The sequence below is a fragment of the Streptomyces sp. NBC_00210 genome (genome assembly GCF_045160975.1).
In the GTDB taxonomy this organism is placed as follows: Bacteria; Actinomycetota; Actinomycetes; order Streptomycetales; family Streptomycetaceae; genus Streptomyces.
Genome location: NZ_CP108120.1, coordinates 5,898,750 through 5,922,993, shown reverse-complemented (window position 1 = coordinate 5,922,993; position 24,244 = coordinate 5,898,750). Strand labels below are relative to the sequence as shown.

The 24,244-nt window shown below is 69.4% G+C and carries 26 protein-coding genes; 12 read left to right on the top strand and 14 right to left on the bottom strand.

The features are described 5' to 3' along the window. Positions 1-99 precede the first annotated feature (99 nt). Positions 100-1,539: an MFS transporter gene (locus OG729_RS26735; RefSeq protein WP_405808364.1), complete on the top strand. Its 1,440-nt coding sequence runs from the start codon at positions 100-102 to the stop codon at positions 1,537-1,539. Positions 1,540-1,640: 101 nt separating this feature from the next. On the opposite strand, the gene OG729_RS26730 is transcribed toward OG729_RS26735, so the two are convergent. The 3 genes from OG729_RS26730 to OG729_RS26720 all read right to left on the bottom strand — a co-directional run bounded on the left by OG729_RS26730 (position 1,641) and on the right by OG729_RS26720 (position 3,874). Next, positions 1,641-1,850 carry a DUF6243 family protein gene (locus tag OG729_RS26730; RefSeq protein ID WP_360880017.1) on the bottom strand — a complete coding sequence of 70 codons (210 nt, stop codon included), beginning with the start codon at positions 1,848-1,850 and terminating at the stop codon, positions 1,641-1,643. Between the two features lie 185 nt (positions 1,851-2,035). After that, positions 2,036-2,239 carry a hypothetical protein gene (locus OG729_RS26725; RefSeq protein WP_360880014.1) on the bottom strand — a complete coding sequence of 68 codons (204 nt, stop codon included), beginning with the start codon at positions 2,237-2,239 and terminating at the stop codon, positions 2,036-2,038. A gap of 255 nt (positions 2,240-2,494) precedes the next feature. Beyond that, entirely contained in the window at positions 2,495-3,874 is a 1,380-nt protein-coding gene (locus OG729_RS26720; protein ID WP_360880011.1) for a glycine--tRNA ligase, read from the bottom strand. 199 nt (positions 3,875-4,073) lie between these two features. Here OG729_RS26720 and OG729_RS26715 point away from each other — a divergent pair, with 199 nt between their 5' ends. From OG729_RS26715 to OG729_RS26680, 8 genes are all read left to right on the top strand, one after another. Then, positions 4,074-5,045, top strand: a complete 972-nt coding sequence (locus OG729_RS26715; protein ID WP_405808363.1) for a metal ABC transporter substrate-binding protein — start codon at positions 4,074-4,076, stop codon at positions 5,043-5,045. Positions 5,046-5,080: 35 nt separating this feature from the next. Next, a complete protein-coding gene (locus OG729_RS26710; RefSeq protein WP_360880032.1) occupies positions 5,081-5,839 on the top strand; it encodes a metal ABC transporter ATP-binding protein in 759 nt (252 codons plus the stop codon). 2 nt (positions 5,840-5,841) lie between these two features. Beyond that, positions 5,842-6,735 (top strand): metal ABC transporter permease, encoded by an 894-nt coding sequence (locus OG729_RS26705; RefSeq protein WP_405808362.1) that lies wholly within the window; start codon positions 5,842-5,844, stop codon positions 6,733-6,735. A 62-nt stretch (positions 6,736-6,797) separates the two neighbouring features. Next, on the top strand, positions 6,798-7,229 hold the full coding sequence (locus OG729_RS26700) for a transcriptional repressor (protein WP_360880002.1): 432 nt from the start codon (positions 6,798-6,800) through the stop codon (positions 7,227-7,229). Positions 7,230-7,755: 526 nt separating this feature from the next. After that, complete coding sequence (locus OG729_RS26695; protein ID WP_405808361.1) at positions 7,756-8,133, top strand: hypothetical protein; 378 nt, start codon at positions 7,756-7,758, stop codon at positions 8,131-8,133. Between the two features lie 24 nt (positions 8,134-8,157). Then, positions 8,158-8,853, top strand: coding sequence for a hypothetical protein (locus OG729_RS26690; protein WP_405808360.1), 696 nt, complete (start codon positions 8,158-8,160; stop codon positions 8,851-8,853). Between the two features lie 30 nt (positions 8,854-8,883). Further along, positions 8,884-9,267 (top strand): hypothetical protein, encoded by a 384-nt coding sequence (locus tag OG729_RS26685; RefSeq protein WP_405808359.1) that lies wholly within the window; start codon positions 8,884-8,886, stop codon positions 9,265-9,267. A gap of 17 nt (positions 9,268-9,284) precedes the next feature. After that, positions 9,285-9,680 (top strand): hypothetical protein, encoded by a 396-nt coding sequence (locus tag OG729_RS26680; protein ID WP_405808358.1) that lies wholly within the window; start codon positions 9,285-9,287, stop codon positions 9,678-9,680. 103 nt (positions 9,681-9,783) lie between these two features. On the opposite strand, the gene OG729_RS26675 is transcribed toward OG729_RS26680, so the two are convergent. The 7 genes from OG729_RS26675 to OG729_RS26645 all read right to left on the bottom strand — a co-directional run bounded on the left by OG729_RS26675 (position 9,784) and on the right by OG729_RS26645 (position 15,814). Further along, positions 9,784-12,645, bottom strand: a complete 2,862-nt coding sequence (locus tag OG729_RS26675; protein WP_405808357.1) for an AAA family ATPase — start codon at positions 12,643-12,645, stop codon at positions 9,784-9,786. A 604-nt stretch (positions 12,646-13,249) separates the two neighbouring features. Continuing rightward, positions 13,250-14,095, bottom strand: a complete 846-nt coding sequence (locus OG729_RS26670; protein ID WP_360879984.1) for an isoprenyl transferase — start codon at positions 14,093-14,095, stop codon at positions 13,250-13,252. 14 nt (positions 14,096-14,109) lie between these two features. Beyond that, complete coding sequence (gene recO, locus OG729_RS26665; RefSeq protein WP_360879981.1) at positions 14,110-14,856, bottom strand: DNA repair protein RecO; 747 nt, start codon at positions 14,854-14,856, stop codon at positions 14,110-14,112. Further along, positions 14,853-15,008 carry a hypothetical protein gene (locus tag OG729_RS26660; RefSeq protein WP_360879978.1) on the bottom strand — a complete coding sequence of 52 codons (156 nt, stop codon included), beginning with the start codon at positions 15,006-15,008 and terminating at the stop codon, positions 14,853-14,855. Before OG729_RS26660 ends, recO begins: the two co-directional genes overlap by 4 nt. Positions 15,009-15,053: 45 nt before the next feature. Beyond that, on the bottom strand, positions 15,054-15,323 hold the full coding sequence (locus OG729_RS26655; RefSeq protein ID WP_360879975.1) for a DUF1905 domain-containing protein: 270 nt from the start codon (positions 15,321-15,323) through the stop codon (positions 15,054-15,056). A 39-nt stretch (positions 15,324-15,362) separates the two neighbouring features. Beyond that, positions 15,363-15,578: a hypothetical protein gene (locus OG729_RS26650; protein ID WP_405808356.1), complete on the bottom strand. Its 216-nt coding sequence runs from the start codon at positions 15,576-15,578 to the stop codon at positions 15,363-15,365. Continuing rightward, entirely contained in the window at positions 15,575-15,814 is a 240-nt protein-coding gene (locus tag OG729_RS26645) for a hypothetical protein (protein ID WP_405808355.1), read from the bottom strand. The genes OG729_RS26650 and OG729_RS26645 overlap by 4 nt, the downstream gene beginning before the upstream one ends. Positions 15,815-15,928: 114 nt before the next feature. Here OG729_RS26645 and OG729_RS26640 point away from each other — a divergent pair, with 114 nt between their 5' ends. After that, complete coding sequence (locus OG729_RS26640) at positions 15,929-16,762, top strand: Scr1 family TA system antitoxin-like transcriptional regulator (protein WP_405808354.1); 834 nt, start codon at positions 15,929-15,931, stop codon at positions 16,760-16,762. After that, positions 16,744-16,938, top strand: coding sequence for a DUF397 domain-containing protein (locus OG729_RS26635; RefSeq protein ID WP_405808353.1), 195 nt, complete (start codon positions 16,744-16,746; stop codon positions 16,936-16,938). The genes OG729_RS26640 and OG729_RS26635 overlap by 19 nt, the downstream gene beginning before the upstream one ends. Here the strand turns inward: OG729_RS26635 and OG729_RS26630 are convergent. Then, positions 16,889-17,731, bottom strand: a complete 843-nt coding sequence (locus OG729_RS26630; protein WP_405808352.1) for a hypothetical protein — start codon at positions 17,729-17,731, stop codon at positions 16,889-16,891. The genes OG729_RS26635 and OG729_RS26630 overlap by 50 nt on opposite strands. 450 nt (positions 17,732-18,181) lie before the next feature. On the opposite strand from OG729_RS26630, the gene OG729_RS26625 reads away from it, so the two are divergent. Next, a complete protein-coding gene (locus OG729_RS26625; protein ID WP_360879960.1) occupies positions 18,182-19,543 on the top strand; it encodes an FAD-dependent oxidoreductase in 1,362 nt (453 codons plus the stop codon). A gap of 360 nt (positions 19,544-19,903) precedes the next feature. On the opposite strand, the gene OG729_RS26620 is transcribed toward OG729_RS26625, so the two are convergent. The 3 genes from OG729_RS26620 to OG729_RS26610 all read right to left on the bottom strand — a co-directional run bounded on the left by OG729_RS26620 (position 19,904) and on the right by OG729_RS26610 (position 24,203). Further along, a complete protein-coding gene (locus OG729_RS26620) occupies positions 19,904-20,572 on the bottom strand; it encodes a response regulator transcription factor (protein ID WP_360879957.1) in 669 nt (222 codons plus the stop codon). Then, the gene (locus OG729_RS26615) at positions 20,569-21,798 is read right to left on the bottom strand and encodes a sensor histidine kinase (protein ID WP_405808351.1); all 1,230 of its coding nucleotides are present in this window, start codon (positions 21,796-21,798) and stop codon (positions 20,569-20,571) included. The genes OG729_RS26620 and OG729_RS26615 overlap by 4 nt, the downstream gene beginning before the upstream one ends. A gap of 308 nt (positions 21,799-22,106) precedes the next feature. Next, positions 22,107-24,203, bottom strand: coding sequence for an MMPL family transporter (locus OG729_RS26610; RefSeq protein WP_405808350.1), 2,097 nt, complete (start codon positions 24,201-24,203; stop codon positions 22,107-22,109). Positions 24,204-24,244: the final 41 nt, after the last annotated feature.

The following is a 24,244-nucleotide window of genomic DNA, read 5'->3' as shown; positions in this document are numbered from 1 at the left end:
TCCCAGGGTGCCGAACGGCCCGGACCATTGCCAGGTATTGCTTGTACCAGGATAAAGACACTCTGGTACCAGGCTGAGCGGGGGCGCATCGTCGGGGACGTGAGTGAGACCAGTGTCCTTTCCCAAGACCCCGTCCGCGCCGGTAACGGCCGGAGCGCGCCTGTCCTCGGCCCGCTCGGGCTGTTCACCCTGCTCCTCGGTGCGGCACTTCCGCTGATCGACTTCTTCATCGTCAATGTTGCCCTGCCGACCATCGACCACGACCTGGCCGCGGGCCCCGCACTCCTTGAACTGGTGATCGCCGGATACGGACTCTCGTACGCCGTGCTGCTCGTCCTCGGCGGACGGCTCGGCGACATGTTCGGCCGCCGCCGGCTCTTTCTGGTCGGCATGGCCGCCTTCGGACTGACCTCCCTGGTGTGCGGACTCGCGCCGGACTCCTGGACGCTGGTCGGGGCGCGGGTGGCCCAGGGCGCCGCGGCCGCGCTGATGCTGCCGCAGGTGCTCGCCACCATCCAGGCGGCGACGGCCGGACCGCGCCGGGCCAGGGCGATGAGCCTGTACGGAGCGACCGCCGGGCTTTCGATGGTCGCCGGGCAGATCCTGGGCGGCGTGCTCGTCGCCGCCGACATAGCGGGCAGCGGCTGGCGTGCGGTCTTCCTGGTGAACGTGCCGGTGGCGCTGATCGGCCTGGTGCTGGCGGTCCGCTCGGTGCCGAGGACGCGCGCCGAGCGCCCCGCCCCGGTCGATGTGCCCGGGACGCTGCTGCTGACCGTGGCCCTGCTGACGCTGCTCGCGCCGCTGACGGAGGGGCGGGCCGCCGGCTGGCCGCTGTGGACCTGGATCGCGCTGGCGGTGTTCCCGCTCGCGGCCGTCGCCTTCTACCGCGTGGAGCGGCGCGCGGACCGGCAGGGGCGTACGCCGCTGGTGCCGCCGAGCCTGTTCGCGCAGGTCTCGCTGCGGCGTGGGCTCGCGCTGGTGCTGCCGTTCTCGATCGGCTTCGGCGGCTTCATGTTCGTGATCGCCGTGGCGATGCAGCAGGGGGCAGGGATGGGAGCCGTCGCCTCCGGTCTGGCACTGGCGCCGATGGCGCTGGCCTTCTTCGTGGCGTCGCTGGCGGGGCCGCGGCTGGTCGTGCGGTACGGAAGCCGGATCGTGACGGCGGGCTCGGTCATCCAGGCCGTGGGCATCTCGGTACTGGCGCTGTCCGTGTGGGACACCTGGCCGCACGTGGGGTTCGTGGAACTGCTGCCCGGCGTGGCGCTCGCCGGCTTCGGCCAGGGCCTGCAACTGCCGGTGATCTTCCGCATCGTGCTCTCCGAGGTACCGGCGGAGCGGGCCGGAGTGGGCAGCGGTGTGATGGTGACGACCCAGCAGTCCGCGCTGGCGCTGGGCGTGGCCACGCTGGGCTCGCTGTTCCTGTCGCTGGTCCCTTCGGCGGGGATGCGTGAGGCGCTGACGGTCACGCTGCTGGTGCAGCTGGGGATGGTGGTACTCGTGGCGCTGCTGAGCCTGCGCCTGCCGCGCACGGTGAACTGACGGCGCGCGGCGAACCGGCCGCGGACGCCCGAAGGTGACCGTGCGCCCGGACATGACCGTGGGCCCGGATCGCACACTGCGATCCGGGCCCACGGTGTTGCTCAGGCCTCGCCCTGCGGCGACTGGTCGGGCGACTGGTCGTCCGTCTCGCCCTGGGCGCGCTCGCGCATCTTGCGCACCAGCTCCTGCTTCTGGTCGGCGGCTGCCTTGCGGTCGGCGTTGCGCGCCGGACCGTTGCCCTGCTGGTCGGCGCGCGACAGCTTCTTGCGCTGTCCGCCCACGCCGAGGAGGTTGTTACGGCTCTTGGCCACGGGGTTCTCCCATGAGAAGTGACTCGGGACTCGTCAGACGGGGGCGGTAATCGACCGCCGCCCTCTCACTCGTAGATCTGGAAGAACGAAGACATGCACGTGACGCTACCGCGCCGGGGGCAGTCTGGGCACATCGGTATCGAGCGGGTGGCCGGTTCAGCCGGGTCAGCAGCTGCGGGGAACCGTCACGCGCTCGGGTCGACCGTCGCCTGGTGGGCCTCGGCCAGATGCTCCTCCGCCTTCAGCCAGGGCAGGAACTGCGCCCCCTTGCGCCAGCCGCAGGTGTCGCAGGTCAGCATGCGCTGCATGCCCGATTTCCGTACATGCACGACGTGTTCGCGGCCGTGCTGATCCCATCTGCTGACCTTGCTCGTGGTCATGGACGGCATCGTTCCTCCAGGTGATGGGTGCGCCCAGTGTGCAGCAGGTTCAACATCAACAGCACTACCTTGTCGCGCTATTGCCCCACCCGTCGCCCCGCATGCGCCCGACGGGCGCTCGGGCGCCACCTTCCAGGAAGCGCAGCACCCGGGCAGCATGTCGATGAACTCCTCGACGTCCGCGACGCGTTGGCGCTTGCGGTACGGAGGCACGCGAAGGCCGGCCGGGCCCTGGGCCCGGCCGGCCGGCCGGTTAAGCGAGTTTCAGCAGCCGAGCAGACGGCTGCCCAGGTACTGCTGGATCTGGTCCAGCGAGACACGCTCCTGCGTCATCGTGTCGCGCTCGCGCACGGTGACGGCGTTGTCGTCGAGGGTGTCGAAGTCGACGGTGACGCAGAACGGCGTGCCGATCTCGTCCTGGCGGCGGTAGCGGCGGCCGATGGCGCCCGCGTCGTCGAACTCGATGTTCCAGTTCTTGCGCAGGTCCGTGGCGAGACCCTTGGCCTTCGGGGAGAGCTGCGGGTTGCGCGACAGCGGCAGCACGGCGACCTTGACGGGCGCGAGGCGCGGGTCGAGGCGCATCACGGTGCGCTTCTCCATGACGCCCTTGGCGTTGGGGGCCTCGTCCTCGTTGTAGGCGTCGAGGAGGAAGGCGAGCATGGCGCGGCCGACACCGGCGGCGGGCTCGATGACGTACGGGGTCCAGCGCTCGCCGGCTTCCTGGTCGAAGTACGACAGGTCGTTGCCGGAGGCCTTGGAGTGCGCCGAGAGGTCGTAGTCGGTGCGGTTGGCGACGCCCTCGAGCTCGCCCCACTCGTTGCCGCCGAACTGGAAGCGGTACTCGATGTCGGCGGTGCGCTTGGAGTAGTGGGAGAGCTTCTCGGCCGGGTGCTCGTACCAGCGCATGTTCTCCTCACGGAGACCCAGGTCGCGGTACCAGTTCCAGCGCTGCTCCATCCAGTACTCCTGCCACTTCTCGTCCTCGCCCGGCTTGACGAAGAACTCCATCTCCATCTGCTCGAACTCGCGGGTGCGGAAGATGAAGTTGCCGGGCGTGATCTCGTTGCGGAAGGACTTGCCCATCTGGGCAATGCCGAACGGCGGCTTCTTGCGCGAAGTCTGCTGCACCTGGGCGAAGTTGGTGAAAATACCCTGGGCGGTCTCGGGGCGCAGATAGGCGATGGAGCCGGAGTCCTGGGTGGGGCCGAGGTGCGTGGCGAGCAGGCCGGAGAACTGCTTGGGCTCGGTGAACTGGCCCTTGTTGCCGCAGTTGGGGCAGTTGACCTCGGCAAGGCTCTCGGGCAGGCGGCCGTGCTTCGCCTCGAACGCCTCCTCCAGGTGGTCGGCGCGGAACCGCTTGTGGCAGGAGGTGCACTCGGTGAGCGGGTCGGTGAAGGTGGCGACGTGGCCGGAGGCCTCCCAGACCTCGGTGGCCAGGATCACCGACGAGTCGATACCGACGACGTCCTCACGGGAGGTGACCATGTAGCGCCACCACTGGCGCTTGATGTTCTCCTTGAGCTCGACGCCGAGCGGGCCGTAGTCCCAGGCGGCACGCTGACCACCGTAGATCTCACTACAGGGATAGACGAAGCCACGGCGCTTGCTCAGGCTGACGATGGTGTCGATCTTGTCGGCGGCCACGGTGCTCTCTTCATTACGACGACGACGGGAATTAACAGGTGCGGCGCGAAGCGCCTCGGTGAGGGTGGTGGTCGGGAGACGGGCGGGCGAATGCTTCAGATTACCGGCGGCCGCACCCCCGGGATCAAATCGGTAAGGGCCAGGTGCAGCTCAGCAGCTTTGTTGACAATCGTTTCCAGTTTTGTTGAAAATGACTGTCATGAACGTACGCCGCCTCATACCCTCCACCGCCGCCGCCGGAGCCGTCGCCCTCGGCCTCATGGCCGTCTCCGCCTGCTCCAGCTCCGCCGCAGACGGCCGGAGCGGCGACGGCAAGCTGAAGGTGGTGGCGTCGTTCTACCCCATGCAGTATCTCGCCGAGCAGATCGGCGGCGACCATGTCTCGGTCTCCGCCCTCACCCCGCCCGGGATCGAGCCGCACGACTTTGAGCTGAAGCCCCGCCAGACGGCCGAGCTGAACGAAGCGGGCTACATCCTCTACCTCAAGGGCATCCAGCCCGCCGTCGACAAGGCCATCGCCCAGTCCGAGGCGAAGAACAAGCTCGACGCCGCCACCCTGACCAAGCTGGAGCACCACGGCACGGCGGGCGGCCACAGCCACGAGGGCGAGGATGCCGGGCACGACGAGCACGATCACGAGGGCGAGGCCGGCGCCGACCCGCACATCTGGCTCGACCCCGTGAAGTACGCCGAGGTCGCCAAGGGTGTCGGCACGTCGCTGGAGAAGGCCGACCCGGACCACGCGGCGGACTACAAGAAGAACACCGCCGCGCTGGTCACCAAGCTGAACGGGCTGCACACAGAGTTTCAGTCGGGCCTGAAGAACACCGCGACGAAGACCTTCATCACCACGCACTCCGCCTTCGGCTACCTCGCCGAGCGGTACGGCCTGGACCAGGAAGGCATCGCGGGCATCGACCCCGAGTCCGAGCCCAGTCCGGCCCGTATCAAGGAGCTGCAGGCCGTCGCGGCGAAGGACAAGGTCAGCACGGTCTTCTTCGAGACCCTGGCCAGCGACAAGACCGCCAAGACCCTCGCCGAGGACGCCGGCCTGAAGACGGACGTCCTCGATCCGCTCGAGGGGATCACGGGCAAGTCCAAGGGCCGCGACTACATCGAGGTCATGGAATCCAACCTCGCCGCGCTGCAGAAGGCTCTCGGCGCGAAGTGACGTACGACGTGGACGACGTATCGGAGGCAGGAGCGATGGAGCCCGTCATATCCGTCAGCGGGGCGCAGGCCACGCTCGGCTCGCGGCCCGTGCTGCGCGGCATCGACCTCACCGTGCAGCGCGGTCAGGTCGTCGCGCTGCTCGGCGCCAACGGCTCGGGCAAGTCGACCGCCGTGCGCTCGATGATCGGCCAAGTGCCGCTCACCGGCGGCGAGATCGCCCTGTTCGGCACCGAGCTGCGCCGTTTCCGGGCGTGGTCGCGCATCGGTTACGTACCGCAGCGCACCACCGCCGCGAGCGGTGTGCCCGCGACCGTGCGGGAGGTCGTCTCCTCGGGTCGTCTCTCACGTACGAGGCTGGGCCGGCTCTCCAAGGCGGACCGGGCGGCCGTGCAGCGCGCCATCGAGCTCGTGGGGCTCGCCGACCGCGCCAAGGACTCCGTGAGCGCCCTGTCCGGCGGCCAGCACCAGCGGGTGCTGATCGCCCGTGCGCTCGCCTCCGACCCGGAACTGCTGATCATGGACGAGCCGATGGCGGGCGTGGACCTCGTCAGCCAGGAGATCCTCGCCGGGACACTGCGCGAGCAGGTCGCCGCCGGGACGACCGTGCTGCTGGTGCTGCACGAGCTGGGCGCGCTGGAGCCGCTCATCGACCGCGCGGTGGTGCTGCGCGACGGCTGCGTCGTCCACGACGGGCCCCCGCCGAAGGCCGTGGGGCAGCACGCCCTGCCCGGCCACGACCACGTACATCCGCACGCGGCCGACGAGCCGCTCCGCACGGGACTGCTGACCTGATCATGGAAATCCTCGAGACCGCCTTTATGCAGCGGGCGCTCATCGCGGCCGTGCTCGTCGGCATCACGGCGCCCGCCGTCGGCATCTATCTGGTGCAGCGCCGACAGGCGCTGATGGGCGACGGAATCGGACATGTCGCGATGACCGGCGTCGGCCTCGGCTTCCTGCTGTCGACCAACCCCGTGTGGATGGCGACGCTCGTCTCCGTCGTGGGCGCGGTCGCGATGGAGCTGATCCGGGCGTACGGACGCACCCGCGGCGACATCGCCCTCGCGATGCTCTTCTACGGCGGTATGGCGGGCGGCGTCCTGCTGATCAACATCTCGGACACCGGGTCGACGGCCAATCTGAGCTCCTACCTGTTCGGATCGCTCTCCACGGTCTCCGAGGAGGACCTGACGGCGATCGGGCTGCTCGCCGCGTTCGTCGTACTCGTCTCGCTGGGGCTGCGGCGGCAGCTGTTCGCCATCAGCCAGGACGAGGAGTTCGCGCGGGTGACCGGGCTGCCGGTGCGGGCACTGAATCTGCTGATCGCCGTCACCGCGGCCGTCACGGTGAGCGTGGCGATGCGGGTGGTCGGGCTGCTGCTGGTCAGCGCGCTGATGGTGGTGCCGGTGGCGGCGGCGCAGCAGATCTCGCGGTCGTTCAAGGCGACCTTCGCCGTGGCGGTGGCGATCGGTATCGCCGTCTCGCTGGCCGGAACCGTCACCTCCTACTACCAGGATGTGCCGCCGGGAGCGACGATCGTATTGCTGGCCATCGCGGTCTTCGTGACCCTGACCGCCCTGGCGGCACCTCTGGCGAGGCGGCGTGCACGCGCTGTGGAGGCGAGTACGGCGGAGTGCACCGCGGACCTGCCCGGCACCCGGCGGGCGAGCGACGACGTCAAGGTCTGAGTCCGGGCCTGGCACAATGACCCGACGTACGTGGGTATGGCGGGCGAAGCGAGGAGGCACCTGTGGCGACGGCGCCAACGGGCGGGAACACCGCCCCTGTGCGAGGCCGGTCGACCCGGCAGCGTGCCGCGGTGGCGGCGGCGCTCGACGAGGTGGACGAGTTCCGTAGTGCGCAGGAGCTGCACGACATGCTCAAGCACCGCGGCGACTCGGTAGGTCTCACCACGGTCTATCGCACGCTGCAGTCCCTCGCCGACGCGGGCGAGGTGGATGTGCTGCGTACATCCGAGGGCGAGTCGGTCTACCGGCGCTGCTCGACCGACGACCATCACCATCACCTGGTGTGCCGCGTGTGCGGCAAGGCGGTGGAGGTGGAGGGCCCGGCGGTGGAGCAGTGGGCGGAGACGATCGCGGCGCAGCACGGGTATGTGAACGTGGCGCACACGGTGGAGATCTTCGGCACGTGCGCGGAGTGCGCAGCGGCGGACGCCTGACCGGGACCCGGCGCGCCCGGGGCTGTGGGTGCGGGCTACGGGCTTGCCCCGTGCCGGATGCGCACCGTCCGGGGCCGCTTCGGGGTCGTGTCCTGGACTGCTTTCCTCACCGCGCTTCGCGCGAGCTGCGCCGCTTTACGTCCAGAACACGACCCCTGCGCGTCCCCCTCCCCCTGAACGGCACCACGCACCACGCCGCGTGAAGCCGCCGGCACCCGTTCCCAGGAGACTCCGGCGCCTTCGGCGTCGTCAACGAGGTTGATACACGGTTGAATTCCGGATCGTCTCGTGGTGGAACTGGCCCGCTGATCCCGTGGTTCCTTCCGCAGACTCTCGTGGTCGCCCACAGCCCCGCCCTGGGGAACCGAAGACTTCAGGCACAGCGCTTTACGTCAACGACCCTGCCCTGCCTAACGTGGCAAAGACGCGGCGCGAGCTTCGGAATGAAAAGCGGACACCGAGAGAAGTGCTCGTCGCTGCTCCTGTACAGACAGAGCGTCCGCGACACAGAGAAGAGAGTCGAACCGTGAACACTGGCCAGAAAGGCCTACTCGGTCTGGTCACACTGGGGGCCACGTGCCTCTCAATCGTGGCATTAGCCCCCGCTGCCCACGCGGGAACCGAAAACTACATCCAGATCACGCACAATGCCGGCTTCGTCGCGAACACCTGCTTCAACTGGCGCGACGCCGAGAACAGGAACTACTGCAACAACGCACGGCCGGTCGGGACTTCCTGGAAGGCGTATTTCCCCGCGGAAGCAACGGGAGCCATGATCGATCTGAGTATCTGGCCCGGCTACACCGCCAAAGCCAGCGCCGTGGTGACCGACACCAACCGGAACCACTGCTTCGAAATCAGCGGCAGCGCTCTCAATCCGACGCTGCTCGAAACCGGTTGCTGATTTCACGAGAGCGGGGAGAAACAAATGGTCACCATGAGCCGAACAGTTGTCGTCGCCGGTGCGCTCACGGCAGCGCTCGCCTTCGCCGGGCCGGCAGTTGCCGCAGAACCACCGCCCGTCAATGGTCACACGGACAACTGGGTGAACGAAGGAACACCGTCGGTCGAATACGACAACGGGTACAAGGTCGACTCGAAGTCCGAGGTCAAGGCCGCTCTGGAGCAGTGCAACGATCGATCGGTGTCATGCTCCGCAACGCCCGTCGAGACCCCCACCGAGGTGGTCAAGTGGTTCGACGTGGTGAACGACAGCATTTCCGGCAAGCCCGGGCCGGTCGGCAACTGCGGGCCGGGCCAAGGAGACATGGTCTTGACGTACGGCGGCAGCCAGACCTTCACCTGGGGCTGGAACGTGGGCGCCAGCGTTGACGTCAGCCTGGTCAAGGACAAGTTGGGTGTGGGCGCCAAAGCGGAATACAGCGAGAGCAACGCCGTAACGAACACCGGTCAGGTCACGCTCACCATAAAGCCGGGCGAAAGAGGGATGCTCAAGATGGGCCACGACATGGAGCGCAGCGTCTCCGACGTGACCATCCAGGGTGGCAAGTTCGGTGGGGCGAAAATCACCGGACTGCGCACAGAGGCACCCCTCAAGCGTGATCCGAGGGTAGGCAAGGACGTAAACACGTGCGGCGCTCCCCTGCTCAACCCCGACTACTGATCCGGCAGATCCTGCAGAAAGGTCAACGCCATGCGAAACGTGAAGCGGTCGGTGGCACGGGGTGTCGCCGGTCTCGGAGTCGCTCTGGCCGGCGCGGTGCTGACGGCACCGCCGGCTTCGGCCGGATCGGGCAATTACATCGGGTTCACGAACAACGGATGGTTCCTGGTCGACACCTGCTACAAGTGGCAGTCCTCGACGACCCCGGACTCGTGCGACTACGCCAAGCCCATCAATACGGACTGGCGTGTGGAAATCCCGGAGGATGCGAAGGGCGTCAGGGTCGAAGTGACCGTGGCCGGACAGATCGCCGGTGGCAACGTGTCGCCGCAGATATCCGACCTGAACCGCGGCCACTGCTACGTACTCAGTGGCTATACGTTCCGCCCCAGCATCACCGAGAAGGACTGCTAGCCCGACGGGAGCAAGAAATGAATGCTGGGTTGCGAAAGATGAAGCGGTCGGTGGCATGTGGTGTCGCCGGTCTCGGAGTCGCTCTGGCCGGCGCAGTGATGACAGCACCGCCGGCCTCGGCGTCCTCGAGCAATTACATCCACTTCGCGAACGACGCGGGGTACCTGATCGACACCTGCTACACCTGGACGGGCCCGGACGGCATAGAGAGCAAGAACTACTGTCATCACGCCAGGCCCGTCGGAACCGGCTGGGAGGCGTACTTCCCGGCGGAAGCCACCGGAGTCACCGTCACCGTGAACTTCACGGGAAGTCACTCGGTACCCATCTACATCGACGACGCCAACACGAATCACTGCTTCAAGTTCACCGGGCTCTGGCCAAACGGCCACGTGCTGCGCGTGCAGTGCTGAGCTGCCCGTAGCTTTTCGCAGTCGGCCCCCGCGTTCCCAGCTCGCCACGAGTACCGGAGCGCGGGGGCCCTTCATGCGTCGGCCTCTTACTGGCCTGACGGAGTCACCCCTGGGCGTGGGGGTCTCTCCGGCCACGGGACGAGATGTCACCGAGGACGGCGACGAGTTCGGACCTGCCGGTGATGCGGAGCTTGCGGTAGGCCCCGGTGAGGTGGGTCTCCACTGTCCTCAGTGACACGAAGAGGCGTTCGGCGATCTGCTTGTTGCTGTATCCCTGGGCGGCCAGCGCGGTGACGCGTTCTTCGCCGGCCGTCAGAGAACAGCCGTATGTTCCCCGGCTGCCGACTCGGCCGCCCGCGTCGTGCAGCCGCTTGTGCAGACGCTCCGCAAGCGAGGAAGCTCCGCACCTGACCGCGATGTCCAGCCCGCGCCGCAGGGCTGTACGAGCACCGCGCTTGTCGTCGCGCCGGAGCAGCGCGGACCCGTACTCATGCAGAGCGCGGGCGAGTTCGAGGTGAGCCGGCGTGCCCTCCAGATGGCTCACCGCCTCGGCCAGGTGTTCCAGCCCTCGCGCTCCTGGGGCCGCCGTTCCGGCGGCGAGCAGCGCCACGCCGAGGGCCCGCGGTATCCGGCAGCGCCGCGCGAGATCGAGCTCCTGCTCGATCAGGGCTCGCGCGTCGCCGTGGTGGCCCAGGGCGAGTTGGGCGGCGGCGGCGCGGGAACGCCACGGGCAGATAACCGGATTGACCGTGCCCGCCGCCTCGAAGTGGTGACCGCACTCACGGAGCAGCGACAGACCCGCACGGACATCCCCCTGCGCCGTACGCAGTGCTGCCAGGCTCATCAGGAACCGTGGCCACTCCCAGGACACGTCAGACGGATCCGCGGCGGAGTAGGCGCCGGCGATGTGCTCGGCAGCCTCCAGGTCGCCCTGCTCGAGGAGGGTGTCGATCCTGATGGTGTCCATCGTCATCGTGTACGGCCTTTCGCCTGCCGCGGAGGGTCCCTCGGACGCGGCCCGCGCAGCCGCGGCGGCCTTGCCGATGTCGCCCCTGCGGAGCGAAATCCCGGCCCGGTAGACCAGCAGCGACGAGGCCAGCAGCTCCAGCCCCCTCCCTCTGGTCTCCCGGAGCAGATGAGTGCACAGGTCGTCGGCCTTGTCGAGCTCGTCCAGATACAGCAGGGCCTGCGCGACGAAGTAGTGCAAGGGGAACAGGTCATGGGAGAACGTCGGCAGATTGACAGAAGTCCGGTCCACCATTTCGGCGATGTAGGGGGCCGGTTGCGCCGCCCGCAAGGCGTTGAAGGCGCGGATCGCGAGGAGTTGCCTTTCCCCGGGGGTGTTGCCGACCAGTTGGGTGTCGCGGACGGCGCGGGATGCCGTCGCGCCGGCCCGGGTGGAGGGGCGCTCGAACTCCAGCCACGAGCGCAGCGCGTGCATGCGGAGCAAGGGCTCACGGTCGGAGCCAGTGGGGTCTGCCCGCACGGACAACTCCGCGGTCAGGTGGTCCAGATCGGGCGCATACGCCGTGGCGCGCGACAGGAGGTGGGAGTACGTCAGTACCCCCACGGCTTCCGAGCGGGCGGAGTCGTCGGTCAGGCCCTCCAGCGCGGCTGTCCCGTACGACACCGCCAGGCCCGTGTCGTAGTGACTCGCGGCGACGGCGAGCTCAAGGAGCACCTGGGCGCGTTCCCCCGGCTGAACGGGTTGGTGCACGGCGTGACGCAGGTAGGTCACGGCCGCCTCCGCCGCGCCTCGGCGCAGCGCCTCTCCGGCAGCCCGGCGCAGGACCGTCAGGACCCAGTGCCCTGGCACCGGTCCGGCGGCCAGAAGATGCGCCGCCACTTCCTCGTCGGGGCGGCCGCTGAGATGGAGTACATGAGCCGCCCGTGCGTGCGCCTCGCCGACCTCCTGGGGCGGCCACTGAGCCAGGACGACTTCCCGGACCACGGGATGTACGAAGCGCAGTCCGTCCCCCGCGCGCAGCAGACCGGAAGCGTGGAGCTCCGCCGCAGCCGACCGGATCACGGCTTCCCCCCTGCCGCAGTACGCGGCCAGCAGCGCGGGCGGCTTGTGGTCGCCCAGGATCGCCAGCCCCCGCGCCAGCGCGGCCATGTCCTCGGAGCCGTGGCCCAGCCGGTGCCCGATCTCGCGACTGAGCGTGGGCAGCCCGAATGTCCTGATCTTCTCCCGGTCGTCCCTGGTGGGCTGTACGCCGCTGCGCCGCGCGTCGCACAGCAACGCCCGCAGAAAGAGCGGGTGTCCATCCGTGGCGGCGTGGCAGGCGGCGCAGAAGGACGGGTCCGGCCGGTCCGCACCGAACACCGCGGACACCAGCTTCTCGACACTGTGGACACCGAGCGGTTCCAGGACGACGCTGCGGCACGTCGAGGGGTGGACGAGGTCGTTGAACAGCTGGCCGGGGGCCGGTTTCTCGCCGGTGCGGGTGGTGGCGGCGACGAGGATCGGATGCGCGTCCGCCCGGTGGACCAGGCGTGCCAGCCAGCGCAGCGACGGCGGATCGATCCACTGCAGGTCGTCGATCGCCAGCAGCAACGGCTGTCGGCGGGACAGGCGGAAGGCGAGGTTGTCCAGACTCAGCAGCGTCTCGGTGGTGTCGGAGCACACGCCGGGCTCGTCGTCGTTCCTGCTGTCCTCGGGGTCCAGGATGCGCAGCACCGTATCGCCCGCTCCTTCCAGCAGGGACCGGCGATCGCTGTCGGAGGCGGCGGCCATGAGGGGCCCCAACAGCCGGCGGACCGTACCGAATGCGAAGTCCCGCTCCAGCTGCCGGCAGCGCGCCCGCAGTATGCGGAACTGCCGGGCCCGGTCCAGCCAGAAGTGCAGCAGAGCCGACTTGCCGATACCTGCGTGCCCGTCCATCAGGACGACGCGCGTCCGCTCCGACAGGACCTCTTCGGCCACCGCATCCAGGGCGGCCAGTTCATCGGCGCGCCCGACCACCGGCCACTCCCCGTAGGCCGATAAGCCCCTCTCCAACGGGTCCGGACCGGGTGATTCACCCCGACCTGTCCCGTCGCTTCGCTGGCTGCTGTGCATCCGGTGCCCACTCCCGTCGTTCGGAATGCGAGACGCCGGTTCATTGGTCCGGGTTGCGCCGGAGCGGCGTATTCCTCACCCGGGTCGCGGCGGTGGTCCCCTGCCGCCAGAGGGCTGACCGGGACGCGGTGGTTCCGGCGCGCCCGGCGCGCCTCTGTGCGGTTCGCCCGCGAAACCCACCACCGAGAGCAACCACCAACGCCCCCTGGCCCACGCCGGCCACGAACCCGGTCACTTGCCGCTACGGGGCTCGTGTCCTGGACTGCTTTCCTCACCGCGCTTCGCGCGAGCTGCGCCGCTTTACGTCCAGAACACGACCCCTACGCGTCCCCCTCCCCGCTGAACGGCATGGCGCACCCCGCCGAGTGAAGCGGCCGGCACCCGTCCCCAAGGGACGAAGCCACCCCGGACATGCGGCGCGAAGCTGCCGCTCGGGGTGTGGGGGCGTCGGCCCCCACCGTTCCCGTCAGGGTTTCGGGAGGGGGCGGGGCGGGGGAACTCCCCCCGCTCAGGCAGGCGTGCCCTCCGGCCGCCCCCGCATCGCTTCCAGCTCCTCGTTCGGGATCGCCCCACCGAACCGCCGGTCCCGCTGCGCGTACTCCAGGCACGCCCGCCACAGGTCCCGCCGGTCGAAGTCCGGCCACAGCACGTCCTGGAAGACCATCTCCGCGTAACTGCTCTGCCAGATCAGGTAGTTGGACGTACGCTGCTCGCCGCTCGGCCGCAGGAAGAGATCCACGTCCGGCATGTCCGGGTAGTACAGGTACTTCGCGAAGGTCTTCTCGTTCACCTTCGACGGGTCGAGCTTCCCCGCCGCCACGTCCCGCGCAATCGCCTGCGCCGCGTCCGCGACCTCCGCCCGTCCGCCGTAGTTGACGCAGAAGTACAGCGTCATCGCGTCGTTGTCCTTCGTCTGCTCCTGCGCGACCTGGAGCTCCTGGACGACCGACTTCCACATCTTCGGCATCCGCCCCACCCAGCGGATACGGATGCCCAGCTCGTTCATCTCGTCACGGCGACGCCGGATCACGTCCCGGTTGAAGTTCATCAGGAAGCGCACCTCGTCGGGCGAGCGCTTCCAGTTCTCGGTGGAGAAGGCGTACAGCGAGAGGTTCTTGACGCCCATCTCCAGGCAGCCCTTGAGCACGTCGAGGACGACACCCTCGCCGACCTTGTGCCCCTCGGTGCGCGGCAGTCCGCGCTCCTTGGCCCAGCGGCCGTTGCCGTCCATCACGCACGCCACATGGTTCGGCACCAGCTCGCCGGGGATCTTCGGCGGGCGGGCGCCCGACGGGTGCGGCTCGGGGACCTTGTACTCGCGGCGGGACCGGCCCAGGATTCCGCGTCGTGCCATGCGGCTCACATCTCCTATTTCTCTACGTATCGAAGCGAGCGCAGGCCGCGCTCCAAGTGCCAGTGCAGATAGGCGGACACCAGCCCGCTGCCCTCCCTGACGTGGCGCGCCTCGCACGCGTCCGCCGTGGGCCAGTCGCCGGTCAGCAGTGCGCTGAGCAGACCGATGGCCTCCGCAGAGGGTACGACGCTGCCGGGCACCCGGCAGTCGCCGCATATGACGCCGCCGGCGGCGACGGAGAAGAAGCGGTTCGGCCCGTGCAGGCCGCATTTCGCGCAGTCCTCGAAGCTGGGCGCGTAGCCGTTGACGGCGAGGGAGCGCAGCAGGAAGGCGTCGAGGACGAGGTTCGGCGCATGTTCGCCGCGGGCGAGGGTGCGCAGGGCGCCGACGAGGAGGAGGTACTGCTGGACCGCCGGCTCGCCCTCGTGGTCGGTGAACCGCTCGGCGGTCTCCAGCATGGCAGTACCGGCGGTGTAGCGGGCGTAGTCGGTGACGATGCCGCCACCGTACGGAGCGATGGTTTCACTCTGGGTACACAGCGGAAGGCCGCGGCCGACGAGTTCGCTCCCGCGGGCGAAGAACTGCACGTCGACATGGGAAAACGGCTCCAGCCGCGCCCCGAACTTGGACTTGGTCCGCCGCACGCCCCGGGCGACGGCCCGTACGCGCCCGTGCCCCCGCGTGAGCAAGGTGATGATGCGGTCGGCCTCGCCGAGCTTCTGGGTGCGCAGCACGACGCCGTCGTCACGGAAAAGACTCATCGCGCGCCCCCACGGGTGTCCTGCCGGGGGTCCGGCCCGCGGCGCAGCCGCAATGGGATGCAGCGCCCCCCAGGTGAGCACAGCATGATGCGGTCGGCCTCACCCAGCTTCTGGGTGCGCAGCACGACGCCGTCATCACGGAACAGGCTCATGGCGCCATTGTCCCGTACGGACGGCGGCCGACCGTCATCGGATGGTCAATCCTCCACGCGCCCCTCAAGGCGCACGGTCACCGAGTCTCCGGCCTCCTTGCCGATCGCCTTGCGCACGTCCGCCTTCACCGGCAGCTTGTGCGTGCCGTCCCCGAGCGCCATGAACGAGCTACGGAACGGATGACCGTCGATCGTCCCCCGGACCTTGACCAGGCCCCGGGTGCCGAAGTACTCGACGGACTCTGGCCACACCAGGTAGGTCCAGCCGCCCTTCTCAGGGCTCTTCTGCAGGGTTGCGGTGAATTTCTTGTCCATGCAGGTATGACGGCGCCGGCCGGGAAAAGTCATCGCGGCTCACGGAATCTCACCCCGGCTGCGTGCGTTCACGTACGCCGTCGTCGCACTGATCCGCTCCACCGCGGTCGCGGGCCGCACCTCGTCCGGCACGCACTCCCACTCCCGGCCCCCGCCGACCGGTCTCAGCATCAGCCGCGGGCCCGCCTCTCCCATGAGCCGGCCCACCCTGCCGGTGCGGATGTCGACGACGTACGACCCGATGGGGTGCGTCACCGTGCCCCTTCCTCCTGCTTCGGCAGTACCGCCGTGAGTGTGCGGACGACGTCGATGGTGCAGCGCCCCAATTCGACCAGGGGACAGGGCGCCTCCCGAGCGTACGAAGCGGGTTCCAGACGCAGTGACGGCAGGGTAATGCCGGACCGTTCCAGGGCCGTACGCAATTTATTCACAGCTTCCTCTGCCTCTTCGATGCATTCCACCGAGTGCCGCGGGTTTTCCTTGCTCGCCATGGCTTCCCTTCCCGGTCCGACTTCACGTTTCGCATTACAACGGTGACGGTGCGGAGCTAGGCTCACCAGGGGTATGCGCACTACAACTTGGCAGCTGCACAGGGAGTTTGATCCATGGCCAACGGTTCGCGACAGGCGGCGTGGGAGTTTTTCGGAACCGAGTTGAAGCGGCGCCGGGAGGGCGCAGGATTCACGCAGGCAGCGCTCGGCGCCCGGGTTTTCGTGTCGGGCGGATACATCGGCCAATTCGAACAAGCCATTCGGAAGCCACAATTGGATGTGGCGCAGCGGATCGACGAGACACTGCAAACCGGAGGTTTTTTCGAGCGGATGTGTCGGAAGCTGATCAATGAACGGCGGTACGCCGACTATTTCGCTCCGGTGGCGGAGCTGGAGCAGCTGGCGACGAAGATCTGCGAGTTCGCGCCGACGGTGGTGCCCGGCCTCCTGCAGACCGCTGCGTACGCCCGGGCGATCACGATCGCAGCCAATCCGTTCACTTCCGACGAGTACATCGAGGAGACCGTCTCGGCCCGGCTCGAGCGGGCACGCATCCTCAAGGACGCTACAAGGCCCGAGTATTGGGTGGTCCTGCACGAGTCGGTGCTGCGTATCCCCATTGGCGGCGATGCCGCTATGGCCGAGCAGCTGGAACACGTCTCCGCGCTGACGCGCGAGCGGAGGGTCCTGGTGATGGTGGTCCCGTGCGCGGCAGGGGCACATGCCTCCATGGCAGGGATGCTGACTCTCATGGAGTTCGAGGACGCACCGCCAACCGCCTATACGGAGACATCGTTTTCGGGGAATCTCGTGGACGATCCGGCAGTGGTGAAGCGGGCACAGCGCGCCTACGATCTGCTCAGGGTCGCCGCACTGTCGCCGGAGGCGTCCCTGGCCCTGCTGGAATCGGCGGCTGAGGACTTCAGACGATGCGCGAGTACGACCTGAGCAACGCCCACTGGCGCAAGAGCAGGCACAGCAACGGCGAGGGCGGCAGCTGCGTCGAGGTGATCGACAACATCCCCGGCGTCGTCCCCGTCCGCGACAGCAAGAACCCCACCGGCCCCGTCCTCGTCATCGGAGCCGCCAGCTGGACCGCTTTCGTCGAGGGTGTCCGCGGCTAGGTCGCTCCATCCCCACGTCCTTGTTGATGGCGCGGGCCAGGATCACCCCGATGAGGATCAGCCCGACGCCGAACCAGGACGCCGCGGCGTCGAAGATCAGGGAGACCACGCCCACCGGGATGATCAAGCCGGCCAGCGGAATCAGCAGATTGCGCACCGGCGGCGGGGGCTCGCCTGTGCGGGTGCGGCTGCGGACGAGTTGGGGATACCACTCGGTGAAGCTCAGCGCCGCGACGATCGCCGCGATCTGGATGATCCACGCGGTCCAGAGGTTGTCCTGGTTGTGCAGGACGAGATCACCGAAGCCGCCCGCGATGGCCGCCACCAGGAAGGCCGCGCCCCAGACGCCGGTGATCACGTAGTTGATGCGGAGGAATTCGGGCGACTTCCAGTACTCGGGGCCGACGCGTTCCCGTCCGTACTGCATCGTGAAGGGCACCCGTACGGCCATCGAGCCGAAGGCGATGACCGCCAGCGCGAGGTTGGAGATCTCGCCCGCGTATGTCTCCAGCCACTGGAGGGTGCCCGGCGAGGCGGCGGCGCCGACCGCGGCGAGCACGGCGAAGAAGACGACGTCCGACACCTCGAGGGTCTTGAGCGAGGTGCCGCGCTCCCGCATCCGCGTCGCGATGAGGAGCACGACCGCCACCGCGAGGGCGAGACCTACGGCCAGTTCGAAGCGGCCCGGTCCGACGAGGACCGAGAAGATGATCCACGGGGACATCCCGACGATCGGGCTTTCGAGCGCGGCGTCGAGACGGCCGCCGGGTGCCGTGCCTGCGACAGCTTTCATTGCGGGGGCCCCTTTGCCCGGGCAGATCCTCCTGTTTCCAGCTTGGCGCGTGACGCCCGGCGACGCGATAGGAGCCGGACAGGCCCAGATGCCGCGCGGGGCGTCGACGATCTGCCAGAGGGCCACGGTCAGGACGTTCTCACGGGTGAACACGTCCACCGCGCCGAGGCGGCCCAGCCACTTGTGGTGGAGACCGGCTCCACCTGTCGGCGACGGCCTGGACGTGGGGCTCTGCGGGCGACCCGCGAGCGGGAGGTTAGGGTGTCCTTACCTCACCCCTCCCAGGGGTCGGGTCATAGATCAGGCTTATGGGTTCATAGGTACAGGGCGGGTACCGCGGCGGGAGCGCTGTTGCCAGGGTGGCGTGGGAGAGTCGGCTCCCTCCGCACGCGCCGGGCCGTCTCACTCGCCGGGTCACACCCCGTGGACCTCGTTCGAAGGGAACCATTCATGCCCCGCCCTCTGCGGATCGCGATCGTCGGTGCCGGCCCCGCCGGGATCTACGCCGCCGACGCACTGCTGAAGTCCGAGGCCGCCGTCGAGCCCGGTGTCTCCATCGACCTCTTCGAGCGGATGCCCGCGCCGTTCGGGCTGATCCGGTACGGCGTCGCGCCCGACCATCCCCGGATCAAGGGCATCGTGACCGCCCTGCACCAGGTGCTCGACAAGCCTCAGATACGCCTCTTCGGAAATGTCGACTACCCGAGCGACATCGGCCTGGACGATCTGCGTGAGTTCTACGACGCGGTGATCTTCTCCACGGGCGCGGACGCGGACCGGGCGCTCGACATCCCCGGCATCGATCTCGACGGCTCGTACGGGGCCGCGGACTTCGTGTCCTGGTACGACGGCCACCCGGACGTGCCGCGCAGCTGGCCGCTCGATGCGGAGAAGGTGGCCGTGCTCGGCGTCGGCAATGTCGCGCTGGACGTGGCCCGCATTCTCGCCAAGACGGCGGACGAGCTGCTGCCGACCGAGATCCCGCCGAATGTGTACGACGGTCTTGCCGCCAACAAGGCCCTCGAGGTCCATGTCTTCGGGCGGCGCGGCCCCGCGCAGGCCAAGTTCAGCCCGATGGAGCTGCGCGAGCTCGACCACTCGCCGAACATCGAGGTCATCGTGGACCCCGAGGACATCGACTACGACGAGGGCTCCATCGCCACCCGCCGGGGCAACAAGCAGGCGGACATGGTCGCGAAGACGCTGGAGAACTGGGCGATCCGGGATGTCGGCGACCGTCCCCACAAGCTGTTCCTGCACTTCTTCGAGTCGCCGACCGAAGTCGTTGGCGAGGACGGCAAGGTGGTGGGGCTGCGTACGGAGCGGACGCAGCTGGACGGCACCGGCAATGTCACCGGTACGGGCGAGATGCGCACGTGGGACGTACAGTCCGTCTACCGGGCCGTCGGCTATCTCTCCGACGAACTGCCCAAGCTGCCCTTCGACTTCCTCACCGGCACTGTCCCGCACGAGGGCGGCCGGGTGATCGAGGGCGGCGAGCATGTGCAGTCGACGTATGTGACGGGCTGGATCAAGCGCGGACCGGTCGGGCTCATCGGCCACACCAAGGGCGACGCGAACGAGACGGTCGCGAACCTGCTGGACGACCACGGGAACGGGCGGCTGCACACGCCGGTCGCGCCCGGCGAGGACGCGGTCGTCAACTTCCTTGAGGGCAGGGACGTTCGCTACACGACGTGGGAAGGCTGGCACCGCCTGGACGCGGCGGAGCGGGCGCGCGGCGAGGCGGAGGGGCGGGACCGGGTGAAGATCGTCGCCCGCGAGGAGATGCTGCGGGCGAGCGAGGCGTAACACGGGGCTCGGCCCCGGACCCCTGGGGCTCCGCCCCGGACCCTCCCCCTACGCCCAGCGGGCGTGGGGGGACCCCCACTCCTCAATCTCCCCCAGACTTCGTCCGGGGGGACCCCCACGGGGCTTGATTTGCCCGGCCCGTTGTCGGGGCCCGGCCTCGAACCCCGCGCCTCAATCCGCGGCGGGGCTTGAAAATCAAGCCCGTCCGGCGATTGAGGACACGCGCGAAGCGCGTACGGGGTTCGGGGCGGAGCCCCGAGGGGTTCTGGGGGCGTGCCCCCAGTTTCGGGATGGGGGTACCTCCCACGGCCGCCAGGCCGTAGGGGGAGGGCGGGGTGGGGGAAAACCCCCGGTCACCGACTACGCGTCGCCCGGGACCACCAGGCCCGACTCGTACGCCACGATCACCAGCTGCGCCCGGTCCCGCGCCCCCAACTTGCCCATGATCCGGCTGACATGGGTCTTCGCCGTGAGCGGGCTCAGGCCGAGCCGTTCGGCGATCTCCGTGTTGTTCAGGCCCCGGGCCACCAGTGCGAGGACCTGGCGTTCGCGGTCCGAGAGGCCGTCCGGGCCGCCGGTGGCGGGTGGTTCGCCGGGGATGCTCAGGACGCGGGCGATCAGGCGCGACGTGGGACCCGGGGAAAGCAGGGATTCACCCGCCGCCACCGTCCTGATCGCGGCAAGCAGATCGGCCGGTCTGGTGTCCTTCACCAGGAAGCCGGACGCGCCCGCGCGCAGCGCTTCGAGGATGTGCTCGTCGGTGTCGTACGTGGTGAGGACCAGGACCTTGACCCCGGCGAGGTCGTCGTCGGCCGCGATGAGGCGGGTCGCCTCGATGCCGTCGAGCTCCGGCATGCGGATGTCCATGACGACGAGGTCCGCGCGTTCGGTGCGGGCCAGTTCGACGGCCTCCGCGCCGGTGCCCGCCTGACCGACGACCTCCATGTCGCGGGCGGACTCGACGAGCATCGCGAACGCGGCGCGTACGAGGCGCTGGTCGTCGGCGAGCAGTACACGGATCACGCTCATGCCAGGGCCTCCGACTGCTGCTTCAGCGGCAGGGCCGCCGCGACCTCGAAACCGCCGCCGTCGCGCGGGCCGGCTGCCAGTGTGCCTCCGACGCTACGGGCGCGCTCGCGCATGCCGACGATGCCGTAGCCGGAGCCTTCGGTGGCGCCCGGGGCGGTGCCGTCGTCGGTGACGGTGACGCGCAGATGGCCGTCTGCCGCCTCGACCGCGACGCGTATGCGGACGCCGGGGCCGCCGTGGCGTACGGAGTTGGTCAGCGACTCCTGCACGATGCGGTAGGCGGCGGCCTCGACGGCCGGCGGGATGTGCGCCTGCTCGGTGCGCACGTCGAGATCGGCCTGTGCGGCGCGTACGAGACCGGGCAGCGCGGTCAGATCCGGCAGCGGTCCGGCGGCGTCCGGGCCGTCCGCCCGAAGGACCTCGAGGGTGGTGCGCAGCTCGCCGCGCGCCGTACGGCAGGTGTCGGCGATCTCGTCGAGGGCCTTGGCGATGGCGGCGCGGTCGAGACGGCCGGGGTCGACGGTCAGTACGTGGGAGGCGACGGACGTCTGCACGCCGATGAGGGTGATGGAGTGCGCGAGCAGGTCGTGCAGATCGCGGGCGATGCGGAGGCGTTCTTCGGCGACGCGGCGGGCGGCCTCCTCCTCGCGGGTGCGTTCGGCGCGCTCGGCGCGGCTGACGACGGAGGCGATGTAGCGGCGGTAGATGCGTACGTCGGCGCCGAAGACGAGGACGGCGAGGATCCATCCGGAGGTGCGCAGCGCCTCGAGACCCTGGTGCGCGTCGACCCGGAACATCACGGTCACGGCGGTGCCGATCACAGCGGTGCCGATGAGGAAGGTGTGCAGGGGGCGCGCGGTGGCGGCGACCGTGTAGAGAGCCAGGAGGGAGCCGTGGAGGGGCGCGAGGTGATTGTTGTCCGCGGCGTGGTACGGAATGACGCAGACAACGACGGCCAGCAAGACGGGAATTGGCCGGCTGCGTCGCCAGGCGAGGGGCACGATGCTGCCGCCGAGGAGTGCCCAGCCGAGGGCGTCGGGCCGACGGCCTTCCTGGACGGTCAGCGCGAGCACGACCGAAAGGACGCCGATGGCCGTGGCGAGGAGGGCGTCGTTGCGGAAGCGGTGCGTCGCGGCGAGGGGATCGCGGCTGACGGCGGTGAGGACGCGCTCGCCGAGCCGCGGGCGTTTCGCCGGGGGCGGCGGGGTGGGGGTCTGTGGCTGCACGGGTCCATCCTCCGGTAGTTGCGGCGGGAGGGAGCGCGGCGGTGGGGGTCGCCTGCGGCGGGCTTTGCCCCGCCCGTCCCTTCCCGAACCAGGGGCTCCGCCCCCGGACCCCTGCGCCTCAATCGCCGGCGGGGCTTGATTTGCCCGGGCGACCTTTAGTTCCGGACGGGCGGAAATTCAAGCCCGTCCGGCGATTGAGGACACGCCCGAAGGGCGTCCGGGGGTCTGGGGGCTTGCCCCCAGTTACGGGAAGGGGCGGGTAGGGGAACAAGCCCGCCGCAGGCGACCCCCACCGCCGCACCCACCCCTCACACCCGGCCCGCCCCTTCCCGAAGCCTCGACGCATCCCGCGACCCAAGCGCGACGCCGCGCCGGCGCGACAGGTGGCCCGGCCACCAGACCCCCCGCCCCAGCAGCAGACTCGCCGAGGTCACCAAGTACGTGCGGACCAGGAACGTGTCCAGCAGGACACCCACCGCCACCACGAAGCCCATCTCCACCATCGTCACCAGCGGCAGGTTCATCAGGACCGCGAACGTCGCCGCGAGCACGATGCCCGCCGAGGCGATGACGCCGCCCGTCGTGCGCAGGGCCGTCAGGGCCGCGGCTGCCGGTTCCGCCCCCGACACCGCCTCCTCGCGCGTCCGGTGCATCAGGAAGATGCCGTAGTCCACGCCGAGCGCGACCAGGAAGACGAAGGAGAGCAGCGGCAGTCCGGGGTCGACCCCGGTGAAGCCGAAGACCGGCCCGAAGACCAGGCCGCCGAGGCCCGTCGCCGCGCCCCACACCGCGACCACCGCGACGACGAGGATCAGCGGGGCGACGAGACTGCGCAGAAGGGCGATCAGGATCAGCAGGACCGCGGCGAGGACGAGTGGGACGACGACCAGGCGGTCGCGGGCATTGGTGTCGTCCAGGTCGAGTTGCTGGGCGCTGGGGCCGCCGACGTACGAGCCGTCCAGGTCCGCGCGCAGCGCCTTGATCGTCGCGGTCTCGCCCGCCGTCTCCGGCGCGTCCTTGGCGAAGACGGAGAGTTCGGTCCAGCCGCCCCCGCTGCGCCCGCGCTCCGCTGCTGCGACGCCTTCGGTCGTACGCGCCTGGGCGAGCGCCTCGTCCGCGCGGCCGGTGGGCGTGACGACGCCGATCGGCTGGCTGCTGCGCTCGGGATAAGCATCGGCCAGCGTCCGCATCGCCGACACCGACTCGGGCCGGTCGGTGAAGCTGTCCTCCTGGGTGAGTGTGCCGGGCAGGTTGAACGCACCGAGCGCCAGCGCCCCGAGCAGGACGGCCCCCGAGGCGAGCACGACGAGAGGCCGCCGCCCCGCGGAGCTGCCCATCGCGGCGAACAGCGAGCGGCGCGGCTTGGGCTCACCGCCGTACGCCGGGATCAGCGGCCAGAAGACCCGGCGACCGAGCAGCACCAGCACCGCGGGCAGCAGCGTGAGCATCGCGGCGAGCGCGCACACCACGCCGACCGCGCCGACCGGGCCGAGCCCGCGGGCACTGTTGAGGTCGGCGGCCAGCAGGCACAGCAGCCCGGCCGCGACGGTCCCGGATGAGGCGAGCACGGCGGGCCCGCAGCCGCGTAGCGCGGCGCGCATCGCGTCGTACGGCTGCGGGACACGGCGCAGTTCCTCGCGATAGCGGGCGACGAGCAGCAGCGCGTAGTCGGTGCCCGCGCCGAAGACCAGGACGGTCATGATGCCCGCGCTCTGACCGGTGACCGTGACGTCGAAGCCCTGGGCGAAGCCGTAGATCACCGCCCTGGTGCTGAGCGCGGCGACGCCCACGACGAGCAGTGGCACCAGCCACAGGAACGGGCTGCGGTAGGTGAGAATCAGCAGCACCGCCACCACGAGCACGGTCGCGATCATCAAGGTGCCGTCGATGGACTGGAAGACCTCGCTCATGTCCGTCTGGACCGCGCTCGGCCCGCCCACCTCGACGCTGAGTCCATCGCCGCCGCTCACCGTCTTGCGTACGTCCTCGACAAGGGCGGCGCGTGCGTCCTCGTCGGCGCCCGGCTCGGTGGTGGACACCGGGACCATCAGGGTCGTGCCGTCCTTGGAGGGCACGGCCACGGGCCGCTGTCCGCCCGCCAGTCGATGCTCGGCCGCGAGCTGCCCGACCTGCTTGTCCGCCAGCGCGCGGTCGGCGGCGCTCAGTCCGCCGTCGCGGTGGTAGACGAGGACGAGCTCGGTGGACTCGCCGCCGGGCAGCTGCTGCTGGATCTTGGCGACCTGGGTGGAGTCCGCGCCTGCCGGGAGGTAGTCCACGACGTTGTCGCGCTGTACGTCGCCGAGCTTGCCCGCGAAGGGGCCGGCCAGCGCGATGACGGCGATCCAGAGCGCGAGCACCGCCCACGGCACGGCTCGGCGGCGTTTGTTTGCGGGCACGGGCCCCATAGGTGTCTCCCCTTCAACACGGGTGTCCGGTGTGGTCGATC

What these genes read in the sequence shown, in the direction of transcription:
- OG729_RS26630 (WP_405808352.1), bottom strand. Translation starts at nt 17,731, where the DNA reads ATGAAAGCTGTCGCAGGCACGGCACCCGGCGGCCGTCTCGACGCCGCG.
- OG729_RS26660 (WP_360879978.1), bottom strand. Translation starts at nt 15,008, where the DNA reads ATGAGCCTGTTCCGTGATGACGGCGTCGTGCTGCGCACCCAGAAGCTG.
- OG729_RS26640 (WP_405808354.1), top strand. Translation starts at nt 15,929, where the DNA reads ATGGCCAACGGTTCGCGACAGGCGGCGTGGGAGTTTTTCGGAACCGAG.
- OG729_RS26725 (WP_360880014.1), bottom strand. Translation starts at nt 2,239, where the DNA reads ATGCCGTCCATGACCACGAGCAAGGTCAGCAGATGGGATCAGCACGGC.
- OG729_RS26610 (WP_405808350.1), bottom strand. Translation starts at nt 24,203, where the DNA reads ATGGGGCCCGTGCCCGCAAACAAACGCCGCCGAGCCGTGCCGTGGGCG.
- OG729_RS26685 (WP_405808359.1), top strand. Translation starts at nt 8,884, where the DNA reads ATGCGAAACGTGAAGCGGTCGGTGGCACGGGGTGTCGCCGGTCTCGGA.
- recO (WP_360879981.1), bottom strand. Translation starts at nt 14,856, where the DNA reads ATGAGTCTTTTCCGTGACGACGGCGTCGTGCTGCGCACCCAGAAGCTC.
- OG729_RS26680 (WP_405808358.1), top strand. Translation starts at nt 9,285, where the DNA reads ATGAATGCTGGGTTGCGAAAGATGAAGCGGTCGGTGGCATGTGGTGTC.
- OG729_RS26625 (WP_360879960.1), top strand. Translation starts at nt 18,182, where the DNA reads ATGCCCCGCCCTCTGCGGATCGCGATCGTCGGTGCCGGCCCCGCCGGG.
- OG729_RS26710 (WP_360880032.1), top strand. Translation starts at nt 5,081, where the DNA reads ATGGAGCCCGTCATATCCGTCAGCGGGGCGCAGGCCACGCTCGGCTCG.
- OG729_RS26655 (WP_360879975.1), bottom strand. Translation starts at nt 15,323, where the DNA reads ATGGACAAGAAATTCACCGCAACCCTGCAGAAGAGCCCTGAGAAGGGC.
- OG729_RS26705 (WP_405808362.1), top strand. Translation starts at nt 5,842, where the DNA reads ATGGAAATCCTCGAGACCGCCTTTATGCAGCGGGCGCTCATCGCGGCC.
- OG729_RS26620 (WP_360879957.1), bottom strand. Translation starts at nt 20,572, where the DNA reads ATGAGCGTGATCCGTGTACTGCTCGCCGACGACCAGCGCCTCGTACGC.
- OG729_RS26715 (WP_405808363.1), top strand. Translation starts at nt 4,074, where the DNA reads ATGAACGTACGCCGCCTCATACCCTCCACCGCCGCCGCCGGAGCCGTC.
- OG729_RS26645 (WP_405808355.1), bottom strand. Translation starts at nt 15,814, where the DNA reads ATGGCGAGCAAGGAAAACCCGCGGCACTCGGTGGAATGCATCGAAGAG.
- OG729_RS26690 (WP_405808360.1), top strand. Translation starts at nt 8,158, where the DNA reads ATGGTCACCATGAGCCGAACAGTTGTCGTCGCCGGTGCGCTCACGGCA.
- OG729_RS26635 (WP_405808353.1), top strand. Translation starts at nt 16,744, where the DNA reads ATGCGCGAGTACGACCTGAGCAACGCCCACTGGCGCAAGAGCAGGCAC.
- OG729_RS26670 (WP_360879984.1), bottom strand. Translation starts at nt 14,095, where the DNA reads ATGGCACGACGCGGAATCCTGGGCCGGTCCCGCCGCGAGTACAAGGTC.